General features: G+C 46.0%; 27 protein-coding genes. 21 read left to right on the forward strand and 6 right to left on the reverse strand.

The genetic code is table 11. From position 1 onward, the window contains the following. Positions 1–15: 15 nt before the first annotated feature. Positions 16–828, reverse strand: a complete 813-nt coding sequence (locus AXI57_RS01505) for a bifunctional hydroxymethylpyrimidine kinase/phosphomethylpyrimidine kinase (RefSeq protein WP_003326433.1) — start codon at positions 826–828, stop codon at positions 16–18. A gap of 143 nt (positions 829–971) precedes the next feature. Between AXI57_RS01505 and AXI57_RS01510 the strand changes: the two genes are divergently transcribed. From AXI57_RS01510 to AXI57_RS01530, 5 genes are all read left to right on the forward strand, one after another. Beyond that, positions 972–1,310: a PadR family transcriptional regulator gene (locus tag AXI57_RS01510; protein ID WP_061669045.1), complete on the forward strand. Its 339-nt coding sequence runs from the start codon at positions 972–974 to the stop codon at positions 1,308–1,310. Then, positions 1,303–1,938, forward strand: coding sequence for a hypothetical protein (locus tag AXI57_RS01515; RefSeq protein ID WP_061669046.1), 636 nt, complete (start codon positions 1,303–1,305; stop codon positions 1,936–1,938). Before AXI57_RS01510 ends, AXI57_RS01515 begins: the two co-directional genes overlap by 8 nt. A 54-nt stretch (positions 1,939–1,992) precedes the next feature. Continuing rightward, positions 1,993–2,529 carry a hypothetical protein gene (locus AXI57_RS21660; protein WP_061669047.1) on the forward strand — a complete coding sequence of 179 codons (537 nt, stop codon included), beginning with the start codon at positions 1,993–1,995 and terminating at the stop codon, positions 2,527–2,529. Between the two features lie 72 nt (positions 2,530–2,601). After that, a complete protein-coding gene (locus AXI57_RS01525; RefSeq protein WP_003326438.1) occupies positions 2,602–3,408 on the forward strand; it encodes a glycosyltransferase family 2 protein in 807 nt (268 codons plus the stop codon). Positions 3,409–3,423: 15 nt separating this feature from the next. Next, the gene (locus AXI57_RS01530; RefSeq protein WP_003326440.1) at positions 3,424–4,104 is read left to right on the forward strand and encodes a uracil-DNA glycosylase; all 681 of its coding nucleotides are present in this window, start codon (positions 3,424–3,426) and stop codon (positions 4,102–4,104) included. 29 nt (positions 4,105–4,133) lie between these two features. Here the strand turns inward: AXI57_RS01530 and AXI57_RS01535 are convergent, their stop codons facing one another. Continuing rightward, positions 4,134–5,504, reverse strand: a complete 1,371-nt coding sequence (locus tag AXI57_RS01535; RefSeq protein ID WP_061669048.1) for an aldehyde dehydrogenase — start codon at positions 5,502–5,504, stop codon at positions 4,134–4,136. Between the two features lie 129 nt (positions 5,505–5,633). Between AXI57_RS01535 and AXI57_RS01540 the strand changes: the two genes are divergently transcribed. The 3 genes from AXI57_RS01540 to AXI57_RS01550 all read left to right on the forward strand — a co-directional run bounded on the left by AXI57_RS01540 (position 5,634) and on the right by AXI57_RS01550 (position 7,762). Further along, complete coding sequence (locus tag AXI57_RS01540; RefSeq protein ID WP_238380156.1) at positions 5,634–5,990, forward strand: YwdI family protein; 357 nt, start codon at positions 5,634–5,636, stop codon at positions 5,988–5,990. Between the two features lie 18 nt (positions 5,991–6,008). Continuing rightward, complete coding sequence (locus tag AXI57_RS01545) at positions 6,009–7,328, forward strand: purine/pyrimidine permease (protein WP_061669050.1); 1,320 nt, start codon at positions 6,009–6,011, stop codon at positions 7,326–7,328. 62 nt (positions 7,329–7,390) lie between these two features. After that, on the forward strand, positions 7,391–7,762 hold the full coding sequence (locus AXI57_RS01550; RefSeq protein ID WP_003326444.1) for a DUF423 domain-containing protein: 372 nt from the start codon (positions 7,391–7,393) through the stop codon (positions 7,760–7,762). 44 nt (positions 7,763–7,806) lie between these two features. Here AXI57_RS01550 and gerQ read toward each other — a convergent pair whose 3' ends face one another. Beyond that, a complete protein-coding gene (gerQ, locus tag AXI57_RS01555; RefSeq protein ID WP_010790277.1) occupies positions 7,807–8,355 on the reverse strand; it encodes a spore coat protein GerQ in 549 nt (182 codons plus the stop codon). 377 nt (positions 8,356–8,732) lie between these two features. Between gerQ and AXI57_RS01560 the strand changes: the two genes are divergently transcribed. The 8 genes from AXI57_RS01560 (at position 8,733) to bslB (ending at position 15,754) form a co-directional block, all read left to right on the forward strand. Next, positions 8,733–9,503 carry a glycosyltransferase family 2 protein gene (locus AXI57_RS01560; protein ID WP_061669051.1) on the forward strand — a complete coding sequence of 257 codons (771 nt, stop codon included), beginning with the start codon at positions 8,733–8,735 and terminating at the stop codon, positions 9,501–9,503. A 4-nt stretch (positions 9,504–9,507) separates the two neighbouring features. Next, positions 9,508–10,935, forward strand: a complete 1,428-nt coding sequence (locus AXI57_RS01565; RefSeq protein ID WP_061669052.1) for a capsular polysaccharide export protein, LipB/KpsS family — start codon at positions 9,508–9,510, stop codon at positions 10,933–10,935. 55 nt (positions 10,936–10,990) lie between these two features. Then, complete coding sequence (locus tag AXI57_RS01570; protein WP_061669053.1) at positions 10,991–11,857, forward strand: GNAT family N-acetyltransferase; 867 nt, start codon at positions 10,991–10,993, stop codon at positions 11,855–11,857. Positions 11,858–11,942: 85 nt separating this feature from the next. Further along, a complete protein-coding gene (locus tag AXI57_RS01575) occupies positions 11,943–12,680 on the forward strand; it encodes a sugar phosphate nucleotidyltransferase (RefSeq protein WP_061669054.1) in 738 nt (245 codons plus the stop codon). Between the two features lie 2 nt (positions 12,681–12,682). Further along, positions 12,683–13,633 carry a dTDP-glucose 4,6-dehydratase gene (gene rfbB / locus AXI57_RS01580; protein ID WP_061669055.1) on the forward strand — a complete coding sequence of 317 codons (951 nt, stop codon included), beginning with the start codon at positions 12,683–12,685 and terminating at the stop codon, positions 13,631–13,633. Positions 13,634–13,652: 19 nt separating this feature from the next. After that, a complete protein-coding gene (rfbD, locus tag AXI57_RS01585) occupies positions 13,653–14,501 on the forward strand; it encodes a dTDP-4-dehydrorhamnose reductase (RefSeq protein ID WP_061669056.1) in 849 nt (282 codons plus the stop codon). Next, positions 14,498–14,953 (forward strand): dTDP-4-dehydrorhamnose 3,5-epimerase family protein, encoded by a 456-nt coding sequence (locus tag AXI57_RS01590; RefSeq protein ID WP_003326455.1) that lies wholly within the window; start codon positions 14,498–14,500, stop codon positions 14,951–14,953. The genes rfbD and AXI57_RS01590 overlap by 4 nt, the downstream gene beginning before the upstream one ends. A 339-nt stretch (positions 14,954–15,292) precedes the next feature. After that, positions 15,293–15,754: a biofilm surface layer hydrophobin BslB gene (gene bslB / locus AXI57_RS01595; RefSeq protein ID WP_003326457.1), complete on the forward strand. Its 462-nt coding sequence runs from the start codon at positions 15,293–15,295 to the stop codon at positions 15,752–15,754. Positions 15,755–15,791: 37 nt separating this feature from the next. On the opposite strand, the gene AXI57_RS01600 is transcribed toward bslB, so the two are convergent. Further along, on the reverse strand, positions 15,792–16,997 hold the full coding sequence (locus AXI57_RS01600) for a multidrug effflux MFS transporter (protein ID WP_061669057.1): 1,206 nt from the start codon (positions 16,995–16,997) through the stop codon (positions 15,792–15,794). A gap of 236 nt (positions 16,998–17,233) precedes the next feature. On the opposite strand from AXI57_RS01600, the gene AXI57_RS01605 reads away from it, so the two are divergent. Beyond that, positions 17,234–18,463 (forward strand): MFS transporter, encoded by a 1,230-nt coding sequence (locus tag AXI57_RS01605; RefSeq protein ID WP_371176175.1) that lies wholly within the window; start codon positions 17,234–17,236, stop codon positions 18,461–18,463. Between the two features lie 30 nt (positions 18,464–18,493). Here AXI57_RS01605 and hemQ read toward each other — a convergent pair whose 3' ends face one another. Continuing rightward, positions 18,494–19,258, reverse strand: coding sequence for a hydrogen peroxide-dependent heme synthase (hemQ, locus tag AXI57_RS01610; protein WP_061669058.1), 765 nt, complete (start codon positions 19,256–19,258; stop codon positions 18,494–18,496). Between the two features lie 266 nt (positions 19,259–19,524). Here hemQ and pta point away from each other — a divergent pair, with 266 nt between their 5' ends. Then, positions 19,525–20,496 carry a phosphate acetyltransferase gene (gene pta, locus AXI57_RS01615; protein ID WP_003326463.1) on the forward strand — a complete coding sequence of 324 codons (972 nt, stop codon included), beginning with the start codon at positions 19,525–19,527 and terminating at the stop codon, positions 20,494–20,496. Positions 20,497–20,707: 211 nt separating this feature from the next. On the opposite strand, the gene AXI57_RS01620 is transcribed toward pta, so the two are convergent. Beyond that, positions 20,708–21,697 (reverse strand): YeiH family protein, encoded by a 990-nt coding sequence (locus AXI57_RS01620; protein ID WP_061669059.1) that lies wholly within the window; start codon positions 21,695–21,697, stop codon positions 20,708–20,710. Between the two features lie 112 nt (positions 21,698–21,809). On the opposite strand from AXI57_RS01620, the gene AXI57_RS01625 reads away from it, so the two are divergent. The 3 genes from AXI57_RS01625 (at position 21,810) to AXI57_RS01635 (ending at position 24,741) form a co-directional block, all read left to right on the forward strand. Beyond that, a complete protein-coding gene (locus AXI57_RS01625; protein ID WP_061669060.1) occupies positions 21,810–22,697 on the forward strand; it encodes a LysR family transcriptional regulator in 888 nt (295 codons plus the stop codon). A gap of 58 nt (positions 22,698–22,755) precedes the next feature. Further along, a complete protein-coding gene (lipL, locus tag AXI57_RS01630) occupies positions 22,756–23,601 on the forward strand; it encodes an octanoyl-[GcvH]:protein N-octanoyltransferase (protein WP_003326471.1) in 846 nt (281 codons plus the stop codon). A 249-nt stretch (positions 23,602–23,850) separates the two neighbouring features. Further along, entirely contained in the window at positions 23,851–24,741 is an 891-nt protein-coding gene (locus AXI57_RS01635) for a DMT family transporter (protein WP_061669061.1), read from the forward strand. The last annotated feature ends 15 nt before the right edge of the window (positions 24,742–24,756 follow it).

The raw sequence follows: 24,756 nt of genomic DNA on the forward strand, positions 1-24,756 counted from the left end.
GAGGGGGATATTTGTTTATTTTTCAGTGAAGCGCATCGCAGAATGCTTCGTCGGTCCGATATATTGGTTCAGCGGGAACGATTCTTTAATCGCTGCTGTAATAAATTCTTTTGCCGCGTAAATCGCCTCTTTCACTTCAGTTCCTTTCGCAAGCTCTGCTGTGACGGCGGCGGAGAATGTGCAGCCTGCTCCGTGTGTGTAAGGCGTGTCGATCATTTCGCTTTCAAGAACTTCAGCCGTTTTTCCGTCATACAGAACATCTACGGCTTTCTCGTGTTTGAGTTTGCCGCCTCCTGTAATTAAGACATATTGGGCGCCGAGCGCGTGAATTTTTTCTGCTGCTTCCTTCATGTCTTCCACTGTTTTTAATTCGTCCATTCCGCTTAGCTGGCTTGCTTCAAAAAGGTTTGGCGTAATGACTGTCGCAAGCGGCGCCAATTGCTCACGCAACGCTTCAGCGTGCTCAGGATAAAGAACTTCGTTCGCTCCTTTACATACCATCACGGGATCAATGACTACATTTTTTAACTGTTTTTCTTTTATCGTTTTTGCAGCCAGCTCGATAATCTCAACGGTTGGGAGCATGCCTGTTTTCATCGCATCAACGCCAATTCCGTCAACAATCGTTGCCAGCTGGGCGCGGATGGTGTCCGGATCAATCGGGAATACCTGATGATCCCAGCTGTTTTCGGGGTCCATCGCCACGATAACCGTTAAAGCTGTCATTCCGTAGACGTTTTTTTCTTGAAACGTTTTTAAATCAGCCTGAATCCCCGCGCCGCCGCTGGAATCCGAGCCTGCAATAGTGAGTGCTTTGTGCATTGACATAAGTAAACCTCCATCATGTTTTATACCTCATTATAGTTAGATTTTCTCTTGATCACAATATTGAAGCCTATCAGGAATGAATTGACAATGACATTGAGGTTTCGTAAAATGCTACATAATATTACTAGGTAGGGGTTTTGAATATGTTTAATCGTGAGCTTGTAAAGGGCAGTACCGTCATCTTGCTTTTAACGCTGCTTAACGAACGGCCGATGTATGGCTATGAGCTTGTCAAAGAAATGGAGCAAAGAAGCGGGAATGAACTGCAAATGAAGGAAGGCACCCTTTATCCGTCGCTTCATAAGCTTGAACGCCAAGGTTATATTTCTTCTTATTGGGAGAAGCAGTCAAAGGGGCCTGATCGGAAATATTACCGCATAACAGATGAAGGACAAGCGGTTCTTCTTGAGCGGATGAAGGAGTGGAGTCTGTTTTCGACGATGATGGACCGCATGCTGAAACGGGGCGGACAGAATGGATAAAGACGATTACGTAAACGAGATCAAAAAAGGGCTGCAAGATCTGCCGGACATTGATGAATGGATGGAGGAATTGGAAAGCCATATCGGCCAGGCATTTGCTCATTACCTGAATGAAGGGAAAACCGAAAAGGAAGCGATGATGCGTATTTGGCACGAGGTCGGATCGCCGGCTGACATTATTCATTCCTTTAAAAAAGAAACATCCGTATCTCCCCGCGGGTTTTTATTATTTCATTTCTTTTGCAACCTATCACTCTTTGCTGCGGGTGCAGCCTTAACCATAATCCATGTATGGTCCGTTCATCCGCTTGTGAAAGCAGTGTGGAGCGGAATTTCCGTGTCTGTTTGGCTGATATTAGGCGGTTATCTGCTTTATTGGATGTTTATTGGGTATCAGGCGGGAAGGGAATTCGGTTTAAGCGGGAAGAGGCTTGTACATTATACAGTATCGGTTTCCATGGCGCCGAATGTGTGTTTTATGCTTGTCTTTCTGTTCGGTCTTGTGCCGGCTGATCTGTTTCAAGCTATGCTCACACCGGGTTTTGTATTGGCCTGTGCCGTTGCGACCATGCTTTTTCCGGCATGCAGCCGGCTGGGCTGTTATTTAGGCAGGCGCCGTCTTGCCTAATTTTTTTCACCAAACTACATAGAATTACTACATACCGAGAGGAATATAATTAAAATGAAAATACAATCGTTTCTATACGGATTAATCGTTCATATAGCTATCTTCTTTTTTGTTGTATTTGGCATGTTTGCCGCTATGGCTGCGGCTGTTTTTCCTGCCTTTTTGTTTGGCTGGCTCCCGGATGCTTTTTTTATGTTTTTCGGCGTTTTTCTGATGCTTTTTTTGTATGCGTTTGGCTGGTTTTGGGCTGCGAAATTTGCGTTTGATCAAAAGCTGCGATGGATTGATTTTCAAATCGGTTCGCTGGTGCCGCTGGTTTTAATGTTCGCTCTCTTTTTTATAGATGGCGCAAGCGTAGCGGACATTGTTTATGAGTGGGATGATGCGGGATGCGGTTTTGTTCCTCCGGCGTTTGTTTTTTTGTGCTCTTTTTATGCGTTTGTATTGCTCCCTGTTTATCAATATAAATTGCGGCATCAAGTATTTGCTGACGGGGCTGATATGAAAAGAAGACTGTATCGCGTCTGGGGAGATCTCGTTCTCTTGCTTTTGCTGCTGATCGGAATTACGCTGCTCTTTGTTGATCGGTAGGAAATGCCCACTGTTCTCTTGTTGAATTTGTGTTTTAATAATACATGACAATAAATTAAGAAGGAGAGCATCATGAAGATATCCATTGTAATTGTGACGTATAATCGAATTCCGGCCTTATGCGAATTGCTTGAGTCGATCTCTAGACAAACGATGAATCCATATGAAATCATTATCGTAAATGACGCGGGGGAATCGGTTGATCATGTAAAAGAACTGTATGCCGAACTTCCGATTGCTGTTCTCCATTTAGAAAAGAACGCGGGGCATGTATTAGCCAGAAATGCCGGTGTCAAACAGGCGTCGGGCGATTGTATTATGCTTTGTGATGATGACGATTTCTTTACGCCCGGCCATCTTAAGAGGATGGCGGAGGAAATGGAAACGGCGGATCTGGTCCATTCTGATGCGGAAATTGTTTCATTTGAAGAAAGAAACGGGACGAGATATCCGCTGTCACGGAAATTATTCGCCTATACGGCCGACTATGAAGACATGAGAGTATTCTCCACATATGTGCCGTCCGGCAGTATGTACAGACGTTTTTTGCACGATGAATTAGGGTATTTTGATCCTGAGGTTCATAACTATTGGGATTGGGATTTTTATTTGCGAGCGGCGAAAGAGCACCGGGTCAAGCGTGTTGCTTGCGCAAGTGTGATTTATGCGTTTTCTGACGCAGGCGACAATCAGTCCAGCGACCTTGGCGCCAAACGGAAACAATATTTAGACCGGCTGAGCGAGAAGCATGGGCTCGGGGAGCTTCCGACAAAAAATTTCGCCGTCTTGTTAGAAGAGCCTGACATGAAAAGGCGTGAAGCAGCAAGCGACATCGTTTGGGACGGGCAGCCCGTTTATTCCAGACTTCACCGCTCATAAGGGAGGATTACAGCCTTGAAGCAGCTTTTAGAGGACAGCTGGTGGGATCAGCTGAAAGATGAATTTGAAAAACCATATTATCAACAACTGAGAGAAATGCTGAAACGGGAATATGCAAATGAAACGATTTTCCCGGAAAGCAAGGATATTTATAATGCTTTGCACTATACTGCCTACGAACACGTAAAAATAGTGATTCTTGGCCAAGATCCTTATCACGGTCCCGGCCAAGCCCACGGTTTAAGTTTTTCTGTGAAACCGGGCGTAAAGCAGCCGCCTTCACTAAAAAATATCTTTCTGGAGCTTCAGGATGATCTGGGATGCAGCATACCGAACCACGGTTCGCTCGTCAGCTGGGCGAAGCAGGGAGTCCTGCTTTTAAATACGGTGTTAACGGTGCGGCGCGGCCAAGCCAACTCCCATAAGGGAAAAGGCTGGGAGCAGCTGACAGACCGGGTCATTGACGTGCTGAATGAGAGAGAGCAGCCGGTTATTTTTATTCTGTGGGGCAGGCATGCGCAAATGAAAAAAGAACGGATCGACACGTCCAAGCATTTCATCATTGAGTCGACTCACCCAAGCCCATTCTCGGCGAGGAACGGATTCTTCGGAAGCAAGCCGTTTTCACGGGCGAATGCTTTTTTAGAAGAAATGGGTCAAGAGCCGATTCAATGGTGCATTCAAGATTTATCATAGAAAAAAGCGCAGGCGTGTTCTGCGCTTTTTTATTTCAATAATTTACGTATCAAACGCAGCCCAATTTTTGAGGAAGGATAACGGAAAGCAAGGTCGAAGCGGTTTGTTTGTTTCAAAATGCTTTTTTTATGTGTAAACGTGTTGAAGCTGTCGAACCCGTGATAGCGTCCGATTCCGCTTTCTCCGACACCGCCGAATGGCAGATATGGTGTAGCCGCATGCATTAATGTATCATTTATACATCCGCCGCCGAACGATATGTTTTCTAAGATGTGTTGCTCGGCCGTTTTATGATTTGTAAATAAATAAAGGGCAAGCGGCTTCGGACGTGCGTTCACCATCGCAATGACTTCGTCGGTGCTGCGATAGGTAAACAGCGGGAAAATCGGCCCGAAGATCTCTTCTTGCATCACAGGCGCTTCATCCTTGACTTGATCAAGAATCGTTGGGGCGATTTTGTGATGCTTATGATCCGCTTTGCCGCCGGTTAGAGGAATGCCGTCATTCAGAAAGCCGATAAGCCGCTGAAAGTGGCGCTCACTGACGATTTTGCCGTAGGCCGGGTTCAGCTCCGGCTGGTGACCGAAAAACTCGCCGATTATATGCTTCATTTCTTTAACGAATTCCGATTTTATCTCCTCGTGAACGACTAAATAGTCAGGCGCAATGCATGTTTGGCCTGCATTTGTAAATTTCCCGAAGACGATCCGTTTGGCGGAGAGCTTGATATCAGCATCCTTATGGACGATGCAAGGGCTTTTGCCGCCAAGCTCCAATGTCACGGGAATTAATTGTTTAGCAGCTGCTTCCATCACGATTTTTCCTACGGAGACGCTTCCGGTGAAAAAAATATAGTCGAAGGGCTGTTTTAATAATGCTGTGCTGGTATCAGGCCCGCCTTCAACTAAGGTGACATAGCCAGACGGAAACACGTCGCGAATGATGCTGGAAAGAACCGCTGAAACGGCGGGTGTATATTCTGACGGCTTTACGATGACTGTATTTCCGGCCGCAATAGCCCCGATGAGCGGAGAAAGAGCCAGTTGAAATGGATAATTCCATGGCGCAATCACCAAAACCGTTCCATAAGGCTCGGGTATCATCACACTTTGTGAGCCGATATGGGTCAATGGCGTTTTTACTTTTTTCGGCTTGGCCCATTTTCTCAGACGTTTCATGACAAAGCTTATTTCTTTAAGAACAATTCCGATTTCTGTCGTGTAAGCCTCGTGCTCTGATTTGTGGAGATCCTGATAGAGAGCGGATAATACATCAGCTTCATAGGTTTTGATGGCTTGTTTTACGTTACGTAAAGCGTCAAGCCGCGCTTTAATTGATCTTGTATGTCCTGCTGTGAAAAACGCTTGATGCCGGCTGATGATAGAGGGAATGTTGTTCATTCCGACTCTCCTTTCTGTATGTGACGGTCAGTTCATTATGGAAGAATGATTTTTCGATTGTCAAATGCGCAAAGCTTGTCAGAAAAAATAACAAACTCGCATCTGCATTGATGTCAGGAATTTGATAAAATGCAGGTAGTACGAAATTTTCAGATGGAGGATTCTTTCATGAATATTCATATATCCGCGTTACTTCAGAAGATGGAAGAGGAGCTGAAAGAGGCCAAAACGGCACAGCAGGATGAGGAGCTGAAACAGCATATAGCAGTCGTCCGTTCTTTATGCGACGTCGTCATGGACAATTCAGATACGCCTCGTTCGCCAGAAGCTTCACCGACTATAACCGCGTCTCCTGTTGCGGCGCCTGCGGCAGACCCGATGCTGCTGGAAAAAATGATGGGCAGCGCCGGGCTGAGCCAGTATCGCAAGAAGGAAAAAGAGAAGAGCGAAGAAGACGGAAACGGCGATTCATTATTCGATTTTTAACAGGAAAGGTTGATTGATTTGAAATTGGTTCTTGGCGCCTTGCAATGGACGGCTTTTATGATTGCGGCGGCGATTGTGGTCCCGGTGGCGGTGGCGCAATCGTTTCAATTAGATCACTCTGATTCAGCCAGATTGATTCAAAGCACTTTTTTTGTGCTGGGGGTTGCTGCGATCATTCAGTGTCTCAAGGGACACCGCCTACCTATAAATGAAAGCCCGGCTGGCTTGTGGTGGGGTGTTTATACAATTTACGGCGGTTTGACGGGCACGGTCTTTGCCACGTTTGGAGATACACTCCGGGCATTGCAGGGCGCGCTGCTGTTAAGCGCGGTATTCTTCTTTATATTTAGTGTATGTAAAGTTATTGAAAGACTGTCGGTTCTATTTACACCTGTTGTAACGGGTGTGTATTTGCTGCTTCTAGTTATGCAGCTGAGTCAGCCGATTATAAAAGGGCTGCTTGGGATCGGCTATTTAAAGGACAGTGTCGACGGTCTCGTATTTGGCCTCGCCATGGTTGTGGTAGCGGCCACTTTTATGATGAGCAATTCAAAGGTGTCTTTTTTAAAGCAATATTCAATCTTACTGGCGTTATTCGGCGGCTGGGTGCTGTTTGCTATCGCGGGTGCCGCCAAACCGATTCAAATGCCTGACCGTCTGTTTCAGCTTCCGGCGCTGTTTCCGTTCGGAAAGCCGATCTTTGACAGCGGCCTTGTGATTACGTCACTGTTTATTACCATTTTGCTGATTGTTAATATGCTGGCGAGCATACGAGTCGTCGAGCTGGCTGTGAAAAAGTTCGGAGGCAAGCCGGAGCGGCATCATGAAAGACCGGCCGGATTCGCGGCTTCATTCAGCCATTTGCTCAGCGGTTTGACCGGGGCAATTGCGCCGGTGCCGATTTCAGGCGCGGCTGGGTTTATTGAAACAACGAAAATGCCTTCTAAAAAACCATTTTTATTAGGAAACGCTATTATTATTATCATCAGTATCATCCCTTTCTTTATGAATGCGTTTGCGAGCCTGCCGTCACCTGTCGGGTTTGCGGTGAATTTTGTCGTGTTTTCAACAATGGCGGGTTTGGCTTTCGCCGAATTCGATTCATATGAGAACACGGAGACAAAGCGGGTCCGTACCGTGATCGGTCTTTCTCTGCTCACCGGCGTTGGTGTAATGTTCATTCCTGAAAGCGCATTAACGGGCATGCACCCGATTTTTATTTCGCTACTGAGCAACGGGCTTGTCCTGGGCACTTTAGTTGCGATAGGGGCAGATCAATTACAGCTTTGGAGAAAGAGGAAATCTGACAATCTCGTGTCATCGTCGGACGATCGTTGAATTTTGGTTCATGTGCGTTATGATAAACATATCAATTTAGCGAAAAGGCAGGAGAGGAATAGATGAAATTATTTTTAATATTAGGCGCGATTAATGCATTGGTCGCAGTAGGGCTGGGCGCATTCGGCGCGCACGGTCTTGAAGGGAAAATTCCTGATAAATATCTTCAGGTCTGGCATACAGGCGTGCAATATCATATGTATCATGCGCTTGGGCTGCTGGCTGTCGCGTTTCTTGCCGATAAGCTCTCAGGTGTCGGCAGCGTCACTGCGGCGGGCTGGCTGATGTTTGCAGGTATTGTGCTGTTTTCCGGAAGCTTGTACATTCTCAGCGTGACGCAGGTTTCCATACTCGGCGCCATTACACCGCTTGGCGGTGTGGCGTTTATCGTTTCATGGATTATGATCGTCGTTGCGGCTGTTAAATATTTATAAAGAAAAAAAGCCAATCCTCACAGAGTGAGAGATTGGCTTTTTATTTATCTAGGCGAATAGGAGGCCATCGAATATGGATAGGTGTAAGCAATTTCTTCATCAAACGTGACGTAATCAAGATAAATCGTCAAGAGAAGGTAGCGGGTCCCTGTTTTCGGATCGCTTATGATAATGTGGTCACGCCCAGCCGCTTGTATCACCCCGCGGAATATTTTTGAGTTCCACTCCTTGCTGTTTTCAAACGTCATATAAATCGTGGCGGTTTTTCCCCGATTCAGCCTCAGGATATTCTCGATATACGATTCTTCAATAGGAAGCATGCCGGGTACGTTTTGAGATGGAGAACCGCCCGTTTGCTGAGACGGTATTTGAAACCCTCCGCCTTGCTGCTGAGTCGGAAATCCGCCGACCTGCTGCTGGGTCGGAAACCCTCCGCCTTGCTGCTGTTGGGATGGAAAGCCAAATCCTTGCTGTCCCTGCATTTGCGCCCCCTGTCCTTGCTGCTGCGGATAAGGATTGGGGCCGAATTGCGGCTGATACCCCTGCATATCAAATCCTTGCATTTGCTGATACTGATTCTTTTTCGGTTTCATTTCGTTCCTCCTTTTTATAAAAACCATTAAGGATCATCTCCCGCCTCGAGTCTTATCGAATATCGGTTTTGATTGTATGGAATGACCGCTTTAGATGACTCACCTCCGATGAAAAAACGATCTGGGTCGCTGTTACAATTTTCATCTCTTCAACCATATGTAAACGGCACAAAGTTTATGCGCAAAATGAACAGGGGACAGCCATGAATCCTAAAATGACATGAGGAAGCGGAAAATAGCCTGATTTGCATGAGGGTGTTTGCTGTTTTTTTGGTCGTTTTCGCATTATAGTCTGTATTCCTGGCGCAACTTGAGCATATGGAACATATGATAACGTTAGTTTCAGGAGTGAATGTTTTCAAGAAGGAGGTGAGGATGTGCCAAAGGTTTCTGTGATTATGACGAGCTACAATAAAAGTGATTATGTGGCAAAGTCCATTAAAAGTATCCTTGCTCAGACCTTTCCGGATTTTGAATTGCTGATTATGGATGACAATTCAAACGAAGAAACCCTGAATGAAATCCGGCCTTTTTTGAAGGATTCTCATGTCCGTTTTTATAAAAGTGATGTGTCCGGAGTGAAAGAAAGAACAGAGAAAACAAGGTATTCAGCGCTTATCAATCAAGCAATTGAATTAGCCGAGGGCGAATACATCACATATGCGACAGACGATAACATCTACATGCCGGACCGTTTGAGGAAAATGGCGCATGAGCTTGATGTTCATCCTGAGAAAGATATCATTTATTCAAGCTCTAAAACCTATCATTTAAATCAGCAGCAGGAAGTCGTGAAAGAGACCGTCAGACCGGCCAATCAAGTGATGTGGAACGCACCATGCGCGGTCGACCATTGTTCGGTGATGCACAGATTTTCAGTATTGGAGAAGGTCAAGGCTACGTTTGGCTCCTATTGGGATGAAAGCCCGGAGTATTACCGGATTGGAGATGCCCGTTTCTTTTGGAGGGTCAATCATTTTTACCCGCTCTATCCGATAACCGAAGAGCTTGATCTTAACTATATTACGGATCAGTCCATTCATTTTCAGTTATTTGAAGAAGAAAAAAATGAATTCGTTCGGAATCTCCCGCCTCAGCAAAACTGCCGGGATCTGCGTGAATCATTAAAAAAGCTTAGAAAGGGGTGAGAGCTTGTCGGCTTACTTAGCTAATTACTGGGTGCTGTATCGGCAGTTTGTCATGTTTTTTGACAAACTTCGCTATAAGGATATTCCGCTTGCATTGCTCAGTAATTTTTACCAATATATCAGCCCTGAACTGAGAGAGAGCATGGAAACTGATGCGGAGCTTTTTGGACCGGCTGAGCAGCACATCGCTGAAGAGCAGATTCAGGCCTTTTTTGACATCAAAAAACAAAGCATAAAAAAAGCGGCTGATGAAGCACCTGCTCTGGGAAAGGTCATTTTGCATTTCGATCATTTGCGGTTTATCGACGAAAATTATTATCAATTTGACCCTGCGACAACGGCTGTTTTGGCGAGATGGAGCCTGCCGCATCATTGCGATTTGCCTGTGATTTCTAAACTTGATCTTGCGGCATCGGACAAAAAAGGAGACCCTCAGCCGTATATCGAAAAGGCTTCCTCCATACTTTCCGCCTTGGAGGCACACACGGTATTCGGAGATGAAGCATTTCAAAATCGGCTTTTTAAGGACATTCCTTTATTTATAGAAGCGATTGATGCGGTAGACGCTTTATTTGAGACTGAAAAGATTTCCGCCGTTGTGGTAGGGACCACTGAAGACATCTACAGCAGAGTGCTCGCATTGACATGTGAAAAGAAAAAGGCTGTAAGCATTTGTCTCCAGCATGGCGCACTCATGGGAGATGAGGCGTTTCTGCCTGTTTTCACCTCGTATCAAGCTGTATTTGGCGCTTATGAAGCAGAGTGGTACAAACAGAAAGGCTGCCGCCCGGAGCAAATCATCATAACCGGACACCCTCGTTTTGACCAAATTTTTCACAGAAAACCGATCGAATCGGATACCTTTCATCGGAAACTGTCCTTTCACCCATCTAAACAAACAATTCTGATCGCTACACAGCCTTTTTCAGATGATTTCTATTCCGGTGTGATAAATGAGCTGATGAACCATCAGCATCTTCAGCTTGTCATCAAGCCTCACCCGTGGGAAATCGGCAAAAATAAGCTCAGCGTGTATCAAGCGGCGATGAAAAAACATAAAGCCTGTAAAGTGATTAAAAAAGAAATGGGCTTGTATGATATTCTCCCGTACGTTGATGCGGCGATCACCCAAACCTCCACAGTCGGCCTTGAAGCCATGCTGTTTCAAAAGCCCGCTTTCATCGGAAGATCAAATGGGAGCCGCTCTTACCCCTACTACGAATCACTCGGAGAATTCATCTTTGAACAGCCTGAAAATCTGGTTAAAACGTTGGTTGAGGTTCTGGAAAAACCCGAGATGCATAAGAAAGCCGATCAGGCACGTCTTCAATTTGTGGCTGCCAATTATCCGGTTGAACAGTCAGCGGACGCCTTATTAACATTTTTGAAAGAAAAAACGGGGGTTGATTACAGGCGGGATCATCTTGCGTAAAAAGAGGGGAGTTAAAAAATAGGTGTAAAAGTGAAAATAGGAAGGGATTGATTAATTGTACACCATAAAAGAAAATTTGCCGCAAGACATGATTGCAGCGTTTCTTCAAAGCAAACAGCTTGCCTCTGACGAACAATATGAGTCCTCGCTCTGCCTTTTGGAGAACAACCAGATTCAAGGTGTCATTTTATATGAAGACTCTCTTTGGGAAAGCCAAATGCTTAATAAACAAGTGATGAACGTTAAACAGCTGGCCGCAAACAGCAGAGGACAGCTGAAACTGCTGTTTCAAGCCTTTTATACGGCCCGGCAGGCGGAGGGGACTGATTTTATTTTCGTTCGGATTCCGGCGGAGGATATAGGAGCGATGCAAGTCATGCAGCAACTTCCCTCCTCTTATTTTGTCGGCAGTCTGATTAAGCTGACGAAACCAGCTTGTCTATATGGGGAAGACGCTCCGTTTGAACTTTCAGCGCCCGAGCCTGAAGACACGGATGAGATTTGCCGGTTATCCCGGGACGCATTTATAAAAAGCAGATATTTTCAAGATCCTTATCTCAGCCATGAAGAAGCGAACCGGATCTTTCAAGAATGGACACGGAATAATGTAAATGGCAGAGCGGATATAAACATTGTGGCGAAGCAAAAAGGCGAGATCATCGGCTATCTTCAAGGCCTTTCAAGGGGCGAAGAGTTTGTTCTTGATCTGATGGCTGTAAAACCCGGATTTGAAGGCAAAGGAATCGGTTATCATTTATTGGCGGACATCATAGAACAATCGGAACGCCTTCAGCATAAAACAATAACAGCAGGGACGCAGCTTCACAACGTAAGGGCAATCCGACTTTATGAAAGAATGGGCTTTACCGCGGCGCAATCGTTCTACTATTACCATTTGTGGCCGGGCAGGAAGGCGAAATAATGGCAGGTTTCATATTGAACATAAGCCGGGGTGTGCTATCTGGCCATTAATACAGGTACAAAAACGCACGTAAGGATGTGTTAACGTGAAAGGTGTTATTTTAGCTGGAGGAACCGGCTCGCGCCTTATGCCGCTCACCAAAGCGGTCAATAAACATTTGCTTCCCGTAGGTCCGTATCCTATGATCTATTGGTCGATTATGAAGCTTGAAGAAGCCGGAATTAAAGACATTTTACTCATCACTCAAAAAGAATATTTACCGCAGTTTCATAAACTCATTGGAACCGGAGAGGAGCTGGGTGTTACCGTTACGTATCAGGTTCAGCCCGCCGCTTCGGGGATTTCAGACGGTTTATCCTATGCAAAACGCTTTACCGGAAAAGAGCCTTTCATCTTATTATTAGGTGATAATGTATTTGAAGATTCATTGCGGCCTTTTACAGAGCGTTTTGAGAAACAGGGAAAAGGAGCGAAGGTGCTGTTAAAAGAAGTCAATGACCCTGAACGCTTCGGGATTGCGGAAATTGATGAACAGCATAACAAGATTCGTTCCATTATTGAAAAGCCCGAAAAACCGCCGACCAATCTTTGCGTAACCGGTATTTATATGTATGATGCGGAAGTGTTTTCCTATATTGAACAAATCTCTCCCTCAAAGCGCGGCGAGCTTGAAATTACTGATGTGAATAATTTATACATTGAACACAGCCAGCTCACGTATGATGTGTTAACGGGCTGGTGGGTGGATGCCGGCACTCATGAATCGCTTCATCTTGCTTCCACATTGGCATATCAGGCATTGCAGAAAGGACAGGAAAAATAATCATGGCACAATCATTTTTGATTACAGGCGGAGCCGGCTTTATCGGGCTCACATTTACAAAACTGATGCTGAAGGAAACAGACGCCCGCATTACGGTCTTTGATAAACTCACTTATGCGAGCCATCCGAAAGAAATGGAAAAGCTGAAGGGAAACAGCCGATTTCGGTTTATCAAAGGAGATATCAGCAGTCAGGCGGATATTGACCGGGCATTTGATGAGAGCTATGACGCTGTGATTCATTTCGCGGCTGAATCCCATGTAGACAGAAGCATTTCGCAGGCGGAGCCTTTCATCACAACCAATGTCATGGGGACGTATCGGCTGGCGGAGGCTGTGTTGCACGGAAAGGCAAAAAAACTGATCCACATTTCAACAGATGAAGTATACGGAGATTTAGAAGCGGATGACCCGGCATTTACGGAAACGACACCGCTTTCACCTAATAATCCTTATTCCGCCAGCAAGGCCAGCTCAGATATCCTCGTTCAGTCCTATGTCAAAACCCATCAGCTTCCGGCCATTATCACAAGATGCAGCAACAATTACGGTCCTTATCAGCACCGGGAAAAAATGATTCCGACCATCATCCGACACGCTGCAAAAGGCCAGCCGGTTCCGCTGTACGGTGACGGATTACAGATCAGAGACTGGCTGTTCGCCGAGGATCATTGCCGTGCGATTAAGCTGATTTTGGAAAAAGGAACGAACGGTGAGGTTTATAATATCGGCGGCGGCAATGAACGGACGAATAAAGAGCTTGCCAGTGCCATTTTGAAGCATCTTGGCTGCGATCAGGAGCTGTTTGCTCATGTGGAAGACAGGAAAGGGCACGACCGGCGCTACGCGATCAATGCCTCTAAGCTGAAAAACGAGCTGGGCTGGCGTCAGGAAGTTACGTTCGAAGAGGGGATTAAGCGGACCGTTCGCTGGTATACAGATAACGGCCAATGATGAGAAGAAGGTGATCCGATTGACAAAGGTTTTAGTGACCGGCGCCGGCGGGCAGCTCGGAAGAGAACTGTGCCGCCAGTTGAAGCAAGCCGGATATGAGGTCATCGCGTTAACGAAGTCGATGATGAATATTGCTGATCATCGGTCAGTGCGGCATTCCTTTCGCCATTATCGGCCGGACATTGTCGTCAACACAGCGGCGTTTACGTCTGTTGACAAATGTGAAACAGAGCTGGAGAAAGCATATTTAATCAATGGGATCGGAGCCTACTATACAGCGCTGGAGGCAGAAGGCATCGGTGCGGCGTATTTTCATATCAGCACGGATTATGTGTTTAACGGAAAAGGCACAAGTCCTTACAAAGAAGACGATACCCCCGAACCAAGCACAATATACGGTAAAAGCAAAAAACTCGGGGAGGAGCTGATTCGATTAGCCGGCAAGGGCAGCACCATTATCAGGACCTCCTGGGTATACGGAGGCGGCGGCCATAATTTCGTCAATACCATGCTACAGCTTGCTGAAACAAAAGATGAGCTGCGCGTCGTCAATGATCAAATCGGTTCGCCGACTTATACAAAGGATTTAGCAGAAGCGGTCATTACGCTGTTTGGCCATCCCCCGGGCATGTACCATGTCAGTAACTCAGGTATGTGCAGCTGGTATGAATTCGCCGCGGCCATTATGGAAGAAAGCGGACTGGACACAACGATTCTGCCAGTGAGCACAAAGGAATACGGAAATCTCACACCGCGCCCCGCTTACTCTGTTTTAAGCCACCAGGCGATAAATGAACGCGGAATACGGCCGCGGCATTGGCGTGATGCACTGCGTGATTATTTACAGGAGAGGAGTGAAGTGGAGTGATTAAAGGAGTCAAAGTCAAAAAGCTGACGAAGCATAGTGATGACAGAGGTTTTTTCGCCGAGCTTGTTCGGGATGACGAGAATCTTCTTGAACATTTTGGGCAGGCCTCATGGTCAAAAAGCTATCCAGGCGTAATTAAAGCGTTTCATTATCATGAAAAGCAGGATGATCTCTGGTTTTTCCCGACAGGCCACGCCCAGGTTGTCCTTTATGACCTGCGTGACGATTCTGAAACGAAAGGAGAAACGGATGTCTACTTTATGGGAGAAGACAATCCGATGCTTCTGTTGATTCCAAAAGGAGTCGCCCACGGTTATAGGGTGCTTGGAGAAACACCGCTGACGATTATCTATTTCACTACAACCTCGTATAACCCTGATCAGCCCGATGAAAAAAGAATCCCTTGGAATGACGAGACAATCGGTTTTAACTGGAACACAACTTTTCGATAACTTACAGCAAAATAGCCGGACGCAAATCGAAGATCAAGAGGTATCTTCGATTTTTTTTATCCCTTTAACTTAAAAGGAAAATAGTATTGATCAAAGTCTGTATATTTTACTATCCGGAGGGTAAAAATCATTCGTTTGGTCCTTGTCCGGCTAAGCTGAATGTCTCAAACAATATCAAGTTGCCATATCCCTAAAAAAGCATTTACTTCCATGGAAAATGGTGTTAGATTTATCTCAAGAAAAAGAAAAGTAATTCGCGAATTTACGAGATTCACGCTCTTTTTCTCTTCAGAGGACGCTCTGACCAACTTCAATAGTGATCATGAGGAGGAAAATGTCATGCTAAAAAGAACATCATTATTTTCAGTATTCATCAGTTCAGCTGTCCTGCTATCCATCTTGCTTCCTTCTGTCCATGCGAATGCGAAATCAGCATCAATCGAAGCAAAAACCATTAACAGTACGAAAGAATACGCGACTTCAGATATTGAAGTGACATACAGACCAAAAGCCGTTCTTTCTCTCGGAACGATAGAATTTAATTTCCCGGACGGTTTTCATGCCAATACGAGAGACTCGATCAATGGAAAAACGCTGAAAGAAACACAGATTTTAAATGACGGGAAAAAAGTCAGACTCCCGTTTACACTTGATTTGCTAGGCGCAGCGGAATTTGAACTAGTCATGGTTCGCAAAAACCTTCCGCGCGCAGGAACTTACACGATTAAAGGTGATATGGTAAACGGTTTGGGAATCGGCAGCTTTTACGCTGAAACTCAATTGGTAATTGATCCGCGCTAAATAATAAGAGCCCTCCAATAAAAATTGGAGGGTTTTATCATGTCTGCGTGTTTCTTTTTACAAGGAAAACGTAAGAAAGAACTGCCAGAAGATCGAAGCCGAAGATGCTCAGAGCCATCGGCCATGCATTTTCTTCTCCAGCGATGCCGACTAACGGAGCGGCAAGCGCGCCGCCGATAAATGGTAAGAGGCCGAGAAGCGCGGCTGCGCTGCCGGCGCCTTTCTCCTGTTTTTGCATCGCTAATGCGAAACCTGTTGTTGTCACGATCCCGACGCAGGACACGATCACAAACAGAGCAATGCAGACTGCGATGATGCCCAAATTCAGAGCAAGCGCAGCAAGAAGTGCGATACTTCCGATGATGGATAATATCAGGCCGAATGTGAACAGTGCCCGCTCATCACGTTTTGCGGCAAGCCTCCCGGTGATCTGGGTGGCGGCGATAATTCCCGCGCCGTTTACCGCAAATAAAAAGCTGAACATTTGCGCCGAAACACCGAAGATATTTTGCAGTACAAACGGCGAACCGGAAATATAAGCGAACATGCCGGTCAGAATGAAAGCCTGGCTGAAAGCAAATCCCATAAAAGAACGGTCGCCAAGCAAGAGCCGAAAGGTTTGCAAGGTTTCTTTCAGGCCTCCCGTTGTCCGTTTTTCGATAGGCAGTGATTCAGGCAAAGCGGCCGTCACGGCAATAAAAATGAAAAAACCGATAATCGCTAAAATGATAAAGACTGTCGGCCATTCAGAAAATTGAAGGACAAATCCCCCGGTGATCGGCGCCAATATCGGAGCCGCCCCGTTCACCAGCATCAGCATGGAGAAGAAAGCCGTTAATTCTTTCCCCGAATACATATCACGAGCGGACGCACGGGCGATGACAATGCCGGCCGCTCCGGTGAAGCCTTGGATAAATCTCATGATAATCAAAAAAGTGACGGAAGGGCTGTAAGCGCACAAAATGGAAGAGAGCGCATAAAACACCATCGAAACGATCAGCGGTTTCCTGCGGCCTTTCATATCACTTAGCGGTCCGACGACAATTTGTCCTAAAGCCAGCCCCAGCAGGCAGAAGGTTAGGCTTAGCTGTGCGAGAGAAGCCGTTGTATGAAGATCATTTGCGACCTGCGGAAGAGCGGGGAGATACATATCGAGCGAAAGGGGCCCGAAAGACGCCAGCGTTCCGAGGAGCAAAACCATGCCGAGCTTAATTGGTTTTGCTTGTGTATAAACTTTGTCCATGAAACGATCCACCTCATATTACATTTGATTTCTATCACTATACCATAATGCTCATTTATGTTTAATGAGCGGAGAAGAAGTGTGTTTGAGTAAATATTTTCGAATGAAAAATATTTTTAGAATAAAGTATGCACTTGAAAATTATAAATGAATTTACTTTATCAAACGGAATGTAAAAAGATATTCCATAATGCTAAACTATATGGAAATCAGTATTTGAAGAGGTGTCCATACATATGAAAACCAATAATATGATTGAAACGAAACGCCATTTTCCGATTTTATTAGCACTCGCTCTGACATTGGGCGTGTTTGCGGCCGGATCTGAAGAACTAGTGATTTCTCCGCTGCTGCCAGATTTGGCACAAACCTTTCATTCAAGTATTGATGTACTGGCACTTTCTATCAGTATGTACGGGATCATGATTTTGGTTGGCGCGCCGCTGTTAGTTCCTATCGGCGACAAATATTCGAGAGAGCTATGCTTGATGATTGGCCTCTCTTTATTTATCATCGGAACGGTCATATGCGCCGCGGCGCAGGATCTATACACATTCTTTTTAGGACGCGCGCTTTCCGGTCTGGCGGCAGGCGCGTTTGTGCCGACCGCTTATGCGGTTGTAGGAGACCGCGTTCCTTATCAATATCGCGGAAAGGTGATGGGGCTGATTGTTTCAAGCTGGTCGCTCGCGCTGATTTTTGGCGTGCCATTAGGAGCTTTTATCGGCGGCTCTCTAAATTGGAGATGGACATTTTGGATTTTCGCTTTTTTGGGTCTGCTTGTATTGGCTTTGGTTTTATATGAGGCGCGCGGCTCTGCCAGCGGAAAAGCCGGGCAAGAAAACGGAGAGCAGCCGGCCGGTACGTTCCTTCAGGCGCTTCGTGTGCCGCGGGTGCCGGTCTACATTACGATTACCTTTTGCAACATGACGGGCTTTTATGGAATGTATTCTTATTTAGGGACATATCTCCAGCAGGTATTTTCGGGAGGGAATACTGTGGCGGGGCTGTTTATCATGATATATGGCATCGGCTTTTCCATGAGTGTTTTTTCCGGTAAGGCAGCGGACCGTTTCGGAAAAATGCGGTCTCTTGTTATCGCTATGGCTGTCCTCAGTATACTATTAGCGTGTTTGCCGTATGCACCGAAATCACTGCCGCTTTTATGTATCGGTTTATTGATCTGGGGCGTAATGCAAAGCCTGACGGTAACACTGCTCAGTACGATTTTGAGCGACTGTTCCCAACATCACCGCGGGAAAATCATGGCATTCTACAGTCTGGCATCAAATTTGGCAGTGACCTTAGGCTCGGCGGTTATGGGACCTGTTTACATCCGGTACGGTTATTCCTTCGTCGGTTTAATTTGTGCCGCCATCACCCTATGCGGATTTGTGCTCAGTGTGTATGGATATAAACGGTACAGCACTCATGATCAGAACATGGAAGAGACGCTGCACCAATAAAAAACTCCCGCCGTACGACGGGAGAGCTGATTATACATATAAAAATTTAGGCAGTGATTCTTTTGGCAGGTAGTTGCCGACAAAGAACGAACCGAATTCTCCGTAGCGGGCGCTGACTTCATCAAAGCGCATTTCGTATACAAGCTTTTTAAATTGAAGAACATCGTCGCTAAACAGCGTAACGCCCCACTCATAATCGTCAAAGCCGACAGAGCCTGTGATGATTTGTTTCACTTTCCCTGCATAGCTGCGTCCGATTAAACCGTGGCTTCTCATTAAGTTTCTGCGTTCGTCCATTGATAGCATATACCAGTTGTCGTTGCCTGATCTTCTTTTATCCATTGGATAGAAGCACACATGCTTTGATTCAGGCAGTTCAGGATAAAGGCGCGCACGCACATGCGGATTCTCGTAAGGATCGCCCTCTCCGCTTGCCAAATAGTTGCTCAGTTCGACGACTGACACGTAGGAGTATGCCGGAATGGTGAATTCAGCGAGTCTTGATTTATTGAGTTCAAGCTCAATCTCATTTAATTCTTCCATTGTCGGGCGAAGAACCATCAGCATGAAATCAGCTTTTTGGCCGACGATGCTGTACAGAGTCTGCGAACCTTTTCCTTCTTTTTGGGCAACACCCCATTTTTCAAGCAATCCCGTAAATTCATATGTAATGGATTCGCGTTCATCACTTGAAAGCAGTTTCCAGGAAGCCCAGTCCATCGTACGGAAATCATGCAGGGCGTACCAGCCGTCAAGCGTTTTTGCTGCTTCATTTGTCAATTGCTGTTCACTCATTTATCTTCACTCCTATATCTCTTCATTATGCCTACACTATACCATAGTTTATCCGATTCTTCTGTGTAGAAACCTTGAATATCTCTTCGTATAATCTTTGAAAGTCAGAGGGAAACTATAAGAAGATTTTCAGTTGATTAAATTAGTTAGAAAAATAAGATTTTTAAATGAAAGCGCTATAATAAAAGTTGGTTATTTGAATTTAGCTGGAAGAAGAGTATGCTAATAAAAGAAAGCGTTTTTTGCAAATTCAAGGAGGGTATATTGTGGCAGATTTATTTTCAACAGTGCAAGAAAAAGTAGCAGGAAAAGGCGTGAAAATCGTATTTCCTGAAGGTTTAGATGAACGTATTTTAATAGCGGTAAACAACCTTGCCGGAAACAAAGTGCTTCAGCCAATCGTGATCGGCAGTGAAAATGAGATTCAAGCTAAAGCGAAAGAATTGAATTTAACGCTTGAAGGCGTTGATATTTATGATCCACATACATATGAAGGAATGGAAGACCTTGTACAGGCTTTCGTTGAACGCCGAAAAGGGAAAGCAACGGAAGAACAAGCTCGTAAAGCTCTTTTAGACGAAAACTACTTCGGCACGATGCTTGTGTACAAAGGTCTTGCGCACGGGCTTGTCAGCGGAGCGGCTCATTCAACAGCAGACACAGTGCGCCCTGCTCTTCAAATTATCAAAACAAAAGAAGGCGTGAAAAAAACCTCCGGCGTATTCATCATGGCGCGCGGCGACGAACAATATGTATTTGCGGATTGCGCGATCAACATTGCACCTGACAGCCAGGACCTTGCTGAAATTGCAATCGAAAGCGCCAATACGGCTAAAATGTTCAACATCGAGCCTCGGGTAGCAATGCTAAGCTTCTCTACAAAAGGCTCAGCGAAGTCAGATGAGACTGAAAAAGTAGCAGAAGCGGTGAAAATCGCAAAAGAAAAAGCGCCTGAGCTTACTCTTGACGGCGAATTCCAATTTGACGCGGCATTTGTGCCTTCTGTCGCTGAGAAAAAAGCGCCGGATTCCGAAATCAAAGGTGATGCGAACGTATTCGTATTCCCAAGCCTTGAAGCAGGAAACATCGGCTATAAAATCGCACAGCGTCTGGGCAACTTTGAAGCGGTAGGACCGATTTTACAAGGCTTAAACATGCCTGTTAACGACCTTTCAAGAGGCTGTAACGCAGAGGATGTTTACAACCTTGCCCTTATTACGGCAGTTCAAGCGCTGTAATAATAGAAAGCAGCAGCTCCCGCATGGCGGGGGCTGCTTTTTTATGACTGCAAGCTTTTTTGATAGGCGGTTGCATAATGGCTGGCGCCTGACTTCGCATCAAGCACATCATCCGGGGGAAGGTGATCTCTGCTTTTTCCTTCTTTAACGTTTCGTGTCACCCCGAGACAAAGTGGAAAACCACTTACACCTAAAAACGAAAGCGATTTCATTATATAAGGAGGAAAACAATCACATAACCAAACAATGATAACAGAACCGAGCCGATGAGACCGGCTGCCAGCGCCCTCCCTCCATTTTCTTGAAACTCGGAAACATGCACCTTTAAACCAAGCCCGGCCATGGCCATACCGATCAGAAAATAAGAAACGCTCACAATCTGTTCCGCCTGCGCTTCCGGAATCATACCAGACGTATGAAAAGCGCTCATCGCCAGAAAACCAAGAATAAACCAAGGAATCGGCAAAGAAGTAAATGAAAGCTTCCCGGCTCCCTTTTTCCTCTGCGTCATCATGCCGAGTATCAGCGCGACAGGCACCAGTAAGGCGACTCTTGTGAGCTTTACGATAATCGCCATATCGACAGCATCGCTGCCGCCGGCGGCAGCGGCAGCCACAACATGTGCGACCTCATGAAGAGTTCCGCCGGCAAATGCGCCGAAAGCGCCGGGTGCCAACCCGATGATTGAATAAATCACTGTATAGATGACGGTAAACAGGGTGCCTAATAAAGAAACGGCCGCTGCGCTTATTGCCGTCTCGTTATCATTTGCTTTAATCTGCGGGGCGATGGCAACGACAGCGGCAGCTCCGCAAATGGCAGTCCCGCAAGCTGTCAAGATGCTGAGTTTTTGATCAACGCGAAACCAGCGGGACAGGATATACACTGCGGCTAATGAAAAAGTCATACTAAAGACCGCGACAAAGAATACGTTTGCGCCCGCATGATAAATATCCGTCAGATTCAGCCTCATGCCGAGCAATATAATGCCTAATCTCAGAAGATGCTTACTGGAGAAAGAAATTCCGGGCTGTAACGTTTTCTTTGTGCCGAAAATAGAACGAAACATGATGCCGAGCATCATCGCGATCACAAGGGGCCCCAGCATGGATAAGAAAGGCAGCCGGACGGCCCAAACACTTGAGAGGGCAAGGACGGCGGTAAGCGCCAGCCCGTGTATAAGAGAAAATGAGGTGCGCATAGGTTACACTTCCTTCATTGGTATAGCTTCACTTTACAGGGGTTTATATCATTAGTAAAATACAGTTAAATGATTGTAATGATAAAAAGTATTAATGATTGAGGTGGAAGCTTTGTATTATGGCGAACTGAAAACGTTCATCGCTGTTGTGGAAGAAAAAAATTTCACAAAAGCGGCGCAAAAGCTGATGATTTCTCAGCCGAGTGTCAGTCTGCATATCAAAAACCTGGAAAAAGAGTTTCAGACCGCGCTGCTCAACCGGTCGCCGAAGCATTTTACCACGACGCCGACAGGAGACATCTTGTATCAGAGGGCAAAGCAAATGGTTTTTCTATATGACCAGGCCAAATCAGAGATATATGCACACCATCATTATGTGAAAGGCGAGTTGAAAATCGCTGCCAGCTTCACCATCGGAGAGTATATTCTGCCGCCGATTCTTGCCCAGCTGATTAAGGCGTATCCAGAGCTGAATGTGGACGTAATGATCGGAAATACAGAAGAAGTGAGTGAACGTGTAAGGATGCTTCAAGCGGATATTGGGCTGATTGAGGGACACACGGGAGAGAATGAACTGGAGATTCAGCCTTTTATGGAGGATGAACTATGTATCGCCGCGCCGAACCAGCACCCATTGGCCGGGAGAAAAAACATCCCCATCAATGATTTGCAAAACGAAGCATGGATCACAAGAGAAAAGGGCTCAGGCACGCGGGAATACTTGGATCATGTGCTGGCCTCAAACGGTCTGCGGCCGAAGTCCATGATGACCATCAGCAGCAACCAAGGTGTAAAAGAAGCCGTTATCAGCGGAATGGGGCTGTCCGTTTTATCAAGAAGCGTACTGCAAAAGGACTTGGCATATCAAAGCATTTCGGTGCTCAACGTCAAAGGCTTTGCTTTAAAACGCAAGCTTTCATACATCCAATCTCCTATTATGGAGAATACGAAGAACAAAGAAATCTTTATCACCCTGCTCAAAAGCAATTTTCAATCATAACGGCTGAAATGATATAATAGTCTCGATCATAAACCTACAACGAAAGGGTTTTACATAGATGGCGAAGCAACCGATTGACCTATTGATGCAGCCGAGGTGGAGAATAATTGACCAATCCAGTCTCGGCCCATATTTTGACGCAAAACAATCATTTGCGATGGACGATACGCTGTGCGCGTCTGTCGGCAAAGGACTATCGCCGGCGACAGCCCGTTCTTGGGTGCACCACCAAACCATTGTTCTCGGCATTCAGGACACAAGGCTGCCGTATTTGGAAGACGGCGTAAGATTATTAGAAAACGAGGGTTATCGCGTCATTGTCCGGAACTCAGGCGGTCTCGCAGTCGTTTTGGATGAGGGCGTCCTGAACATTTCACTCATATTTGAAGACCAAAAAAAGGGGATCGACATAGACAGAGGCTACGAAGCGATGGTCGAGCTGATGAAACGTATGCTGAAATCATATGAGGCGAAGATTGAGGCGTACGAAATTGAAGGCTCATACTGTCCGGGAAGCTATGACCTCAGCATCGGCGGCAAAAAATTTGCCGGCATTTCCCAACGGCGCCTTCGCGGCGGGGTTGCTGTCCAGATTTACCTTTGCGCTGATAAAAGCGGAAGCGAACGGGCTGATCTGATCAGGCGATTCTATCAAGCCGCCCTGAAAGATAAATCAAATGACGTAAAAGGAGTCTACCCCGATATACGTCCGGAAACAATGGCTTCCTTAAGCGAACTGCTGCAAACGGATATCACCGTTCAAGATTTAATGCTGTCGTTACTCACAGAGTTAAAACAACTGGGCAGCCACCTCTATTCGGCAGGATTAACAATAGATGAAGAGCTGGAGTTTGAGAAAAATCTTGTCCGGATGGTCGAGCGGAATGAAAAAGTGTTTGGTTAAGTAAATAGAGAAATGCTGAAAGCTTGGAATGGTTCCAGGCTTTTTTATATGATGTTTTGGATGACCTTCTTTCTGCGAGAGCATATATCCTGATAAAGCGTCTTTTCATCATTAGACGGCTGCATTCCCGATAGTGATTCAATGCCTTTCCTTCCTTTGGATAACTATTTCTTGCAAACGGACAAAAATGCAAACCGGAAAAGCGATAAAATAAAAGAACCAATCTCAGGATAAAAAGGGGAGATACATATGAAAGGCAATCTTTATAGTTTGTTTGTGCTTGCGGCGGCTTTCTTTTGGGGCACAACAGGCACTGTGCAGGCTTTGGCCCCAGAAGAGTCAACTCCGCTGGCCTTTGGAGCAATCAGACTGTTGATAGGAGGCAGCGCAATGCTTCTGGTCGTTTTTATAAGCGGAAAGCTTGATGTGAAGAACTGGTCGTGGCGATTGTTTTTTTTTGCCGCAGTCTGCATGGCTTGTTATCAGCCGTTTTTTTTCACCGCCGTTAAAGAGACGGGAATCGCCGTGGGCACTGTCATTGCGATCGGGAGCGCCCCTGTTATAGCCGGAAGTTTGGAATGGGCTGTTTTAAAAAAACGTCCGCAAAAGTCATGGTGGGCCGCTACGATTCTGGCTCTTGCCGGATGCTGGCTGTTGTTCGCCGACAGTTCTGCTGTTCATGTTGAACTTACTGGTGTCATTCTGGCTCTGGGAGCGGGCGTGTCTTTTGCGGGCTACACGTTAATCAGTAAGTCGTTGATAAAAAACCAATCTCCCGAAGCTTCGGCAGCCGTTATCTTTATGATCAGCGCATTGTTGCTTTCACCGCTTTTATTGCAGGAAGATACGGCTTGGATACTCACAGGGCGAGGAGCCGGCGTAAGCCTTTATATAGGGATCATCGCGACATGTGCGGCTTACTTTATGTTTACAAAAGGGCTGACAGCCGTCCCCGCTTCCGCTGCGGTCACGTTATCCTTGGCAGAGCCGCTGACAGCGTCGTTATTGGGGGTTTTCTTTATCGGTGAGATGCTGACGCTTTCCTCATGGATTGGAATCGCCCTTATGCTGTTAGGGTTACTGGTGATCTCCGTGTCACCGCGTAAACATGAGCCGGCAGGAAGCGTTCATGTGTCTTAATAGATTCACGTGTAC

The sequence above is a fragment of the Bacillus atrophaeus genome, from assembly GCF_001584335.1.
Taxonomy (GTDB): domain Bacteria; phylum Bacillota; class Bacilli; order Bacillales; family Bacillaceae; genus Bacillus; species Bacillus atrophaeus.

What these genes read in the sequence shown, in the direction of transcription:
- AXI57_RS01505 (WP_003326433.1), bottom strand. Translation starts at nt 828, where the DNA reads ATGTCAATGCACAAAGCACTCACTATTGCAGGCTCGGATTCCAGCGGC.
- AXI57_RS01510 (WP_061669045.1), top strand. Translation starts at nt 972, where the DNA reads ATGTTTAATCGTGAGCTTGTAAAGGGCAGTACCGTCATCTTGCTTTTA.
- AXI57_RS01515 (WP_061669046.1), top strand. Translation starts at nt 1,303, where the DNA reads ATGGATAAAGACGATTACGTAAACGAGATCAAAAAAGGGCTGCAAGAT.
- AXI57_RS21660 (WP_061669047.1), top strand. Translation starts at nt 1,993, where the DNA reads ATGAAAATACAATCGTTTCTATACGGATTAATCGTTCATATAGCTATC.
- AXI57_RS01525 (WP_003326438.1), top strand. Translation starts at nt 2,602, where the DNA reads ATGAAGATATCCATTGTAATTGTGACGTATAATCGAATTCCGGCCTTA.
- AXI57_RS01535 (WP_061669048.1), bottom strand. Translation starts at nt 5,504, where the DNA reads ATGAACAACATTCCCTCTATCATCAGCCGGCATCAAGCGTTTTTCACA.
- AXI57_RS01540 (WP_238380156.1), top strand. Translation starts at nt 5,634, where the DNA reads ATGCAGGTAGTACGAAATTTTCAGATGGAGGATTCTTTCATGAATATT.
- AXI57_RS01550 (WP_003326444.1), top strand. Translation starts at nt 7,391, where the DNA reads ATGAAATTATTTTTAATATTAGGCGCGATTAATGCATTGGTCGCAGTA.
- gerQ (WP_010790277.1), bottom strand. Translation starts at nt 8,355, where the DNA reads ATGAAACCGAAAAAGAATCAGTATCAGCAAATGCAAGGATTTGATATG.
- rfbB (WP_061669055.1), top strand. Translation starts at nt 12,683, where the DNA reads ATGGCACAATCATTTTTGATTACAGGCGGAGCCGGCTTTATCGGGCTC.
- bslB (WP_003326457.1), top strand. Translation starts at nt 15,293, where the DNA reads ATGCTAAAAAGAACATCATTATTTTCAGTATTCATCAGTTCAGCTGTC.
- AXI57_RS01600 (WP_061669057.1), bottom strand. Translation starts at nt 16,997, where the DNA reads ATGGACAAAGTTTATACACAAGCAAAACCAATTAAGCTCGGCATGGTT.
- AXI57_RS01605 (WP_371176175.1), top strand. Translation starts at nt 17,234, where the DNA reads ATGAAAACCAATAATATGATTGAAACGAAACGCCATTTTCCGATTTTA.
- hemQ (WP_061669058.1), bottom strand. Translation starts at nt 19,258, where the DNA reads ATGAGTGAACAGCAATTGACAAATGAAGCAGCAAAAACGCTTGACGGC.
- AXI57_RS01620 (WP_061669059.1), bottom strand. Translation starts at nt 21,697, where the DNA reads ATGCGCACCTCATTTTCTCTTATACACGGGCTGGCGCTTACCGCCGTC.
- lipL (WP_003326471.1), top strand. Translation starts at nt 22,756, where the DNA reads ATGGCGAAGCAACCGATTGACCTATTGATGCAGCCGAGGTGGAGAATA.
- AXI57_RS01635 (WP_061669061.1), top strand. Translation starts at nt 23,851, where the DNA reads ATGAAAGGCAATCTTTATAGTTTGTTTGTGCTTGCGGCGGCTTTCTTT.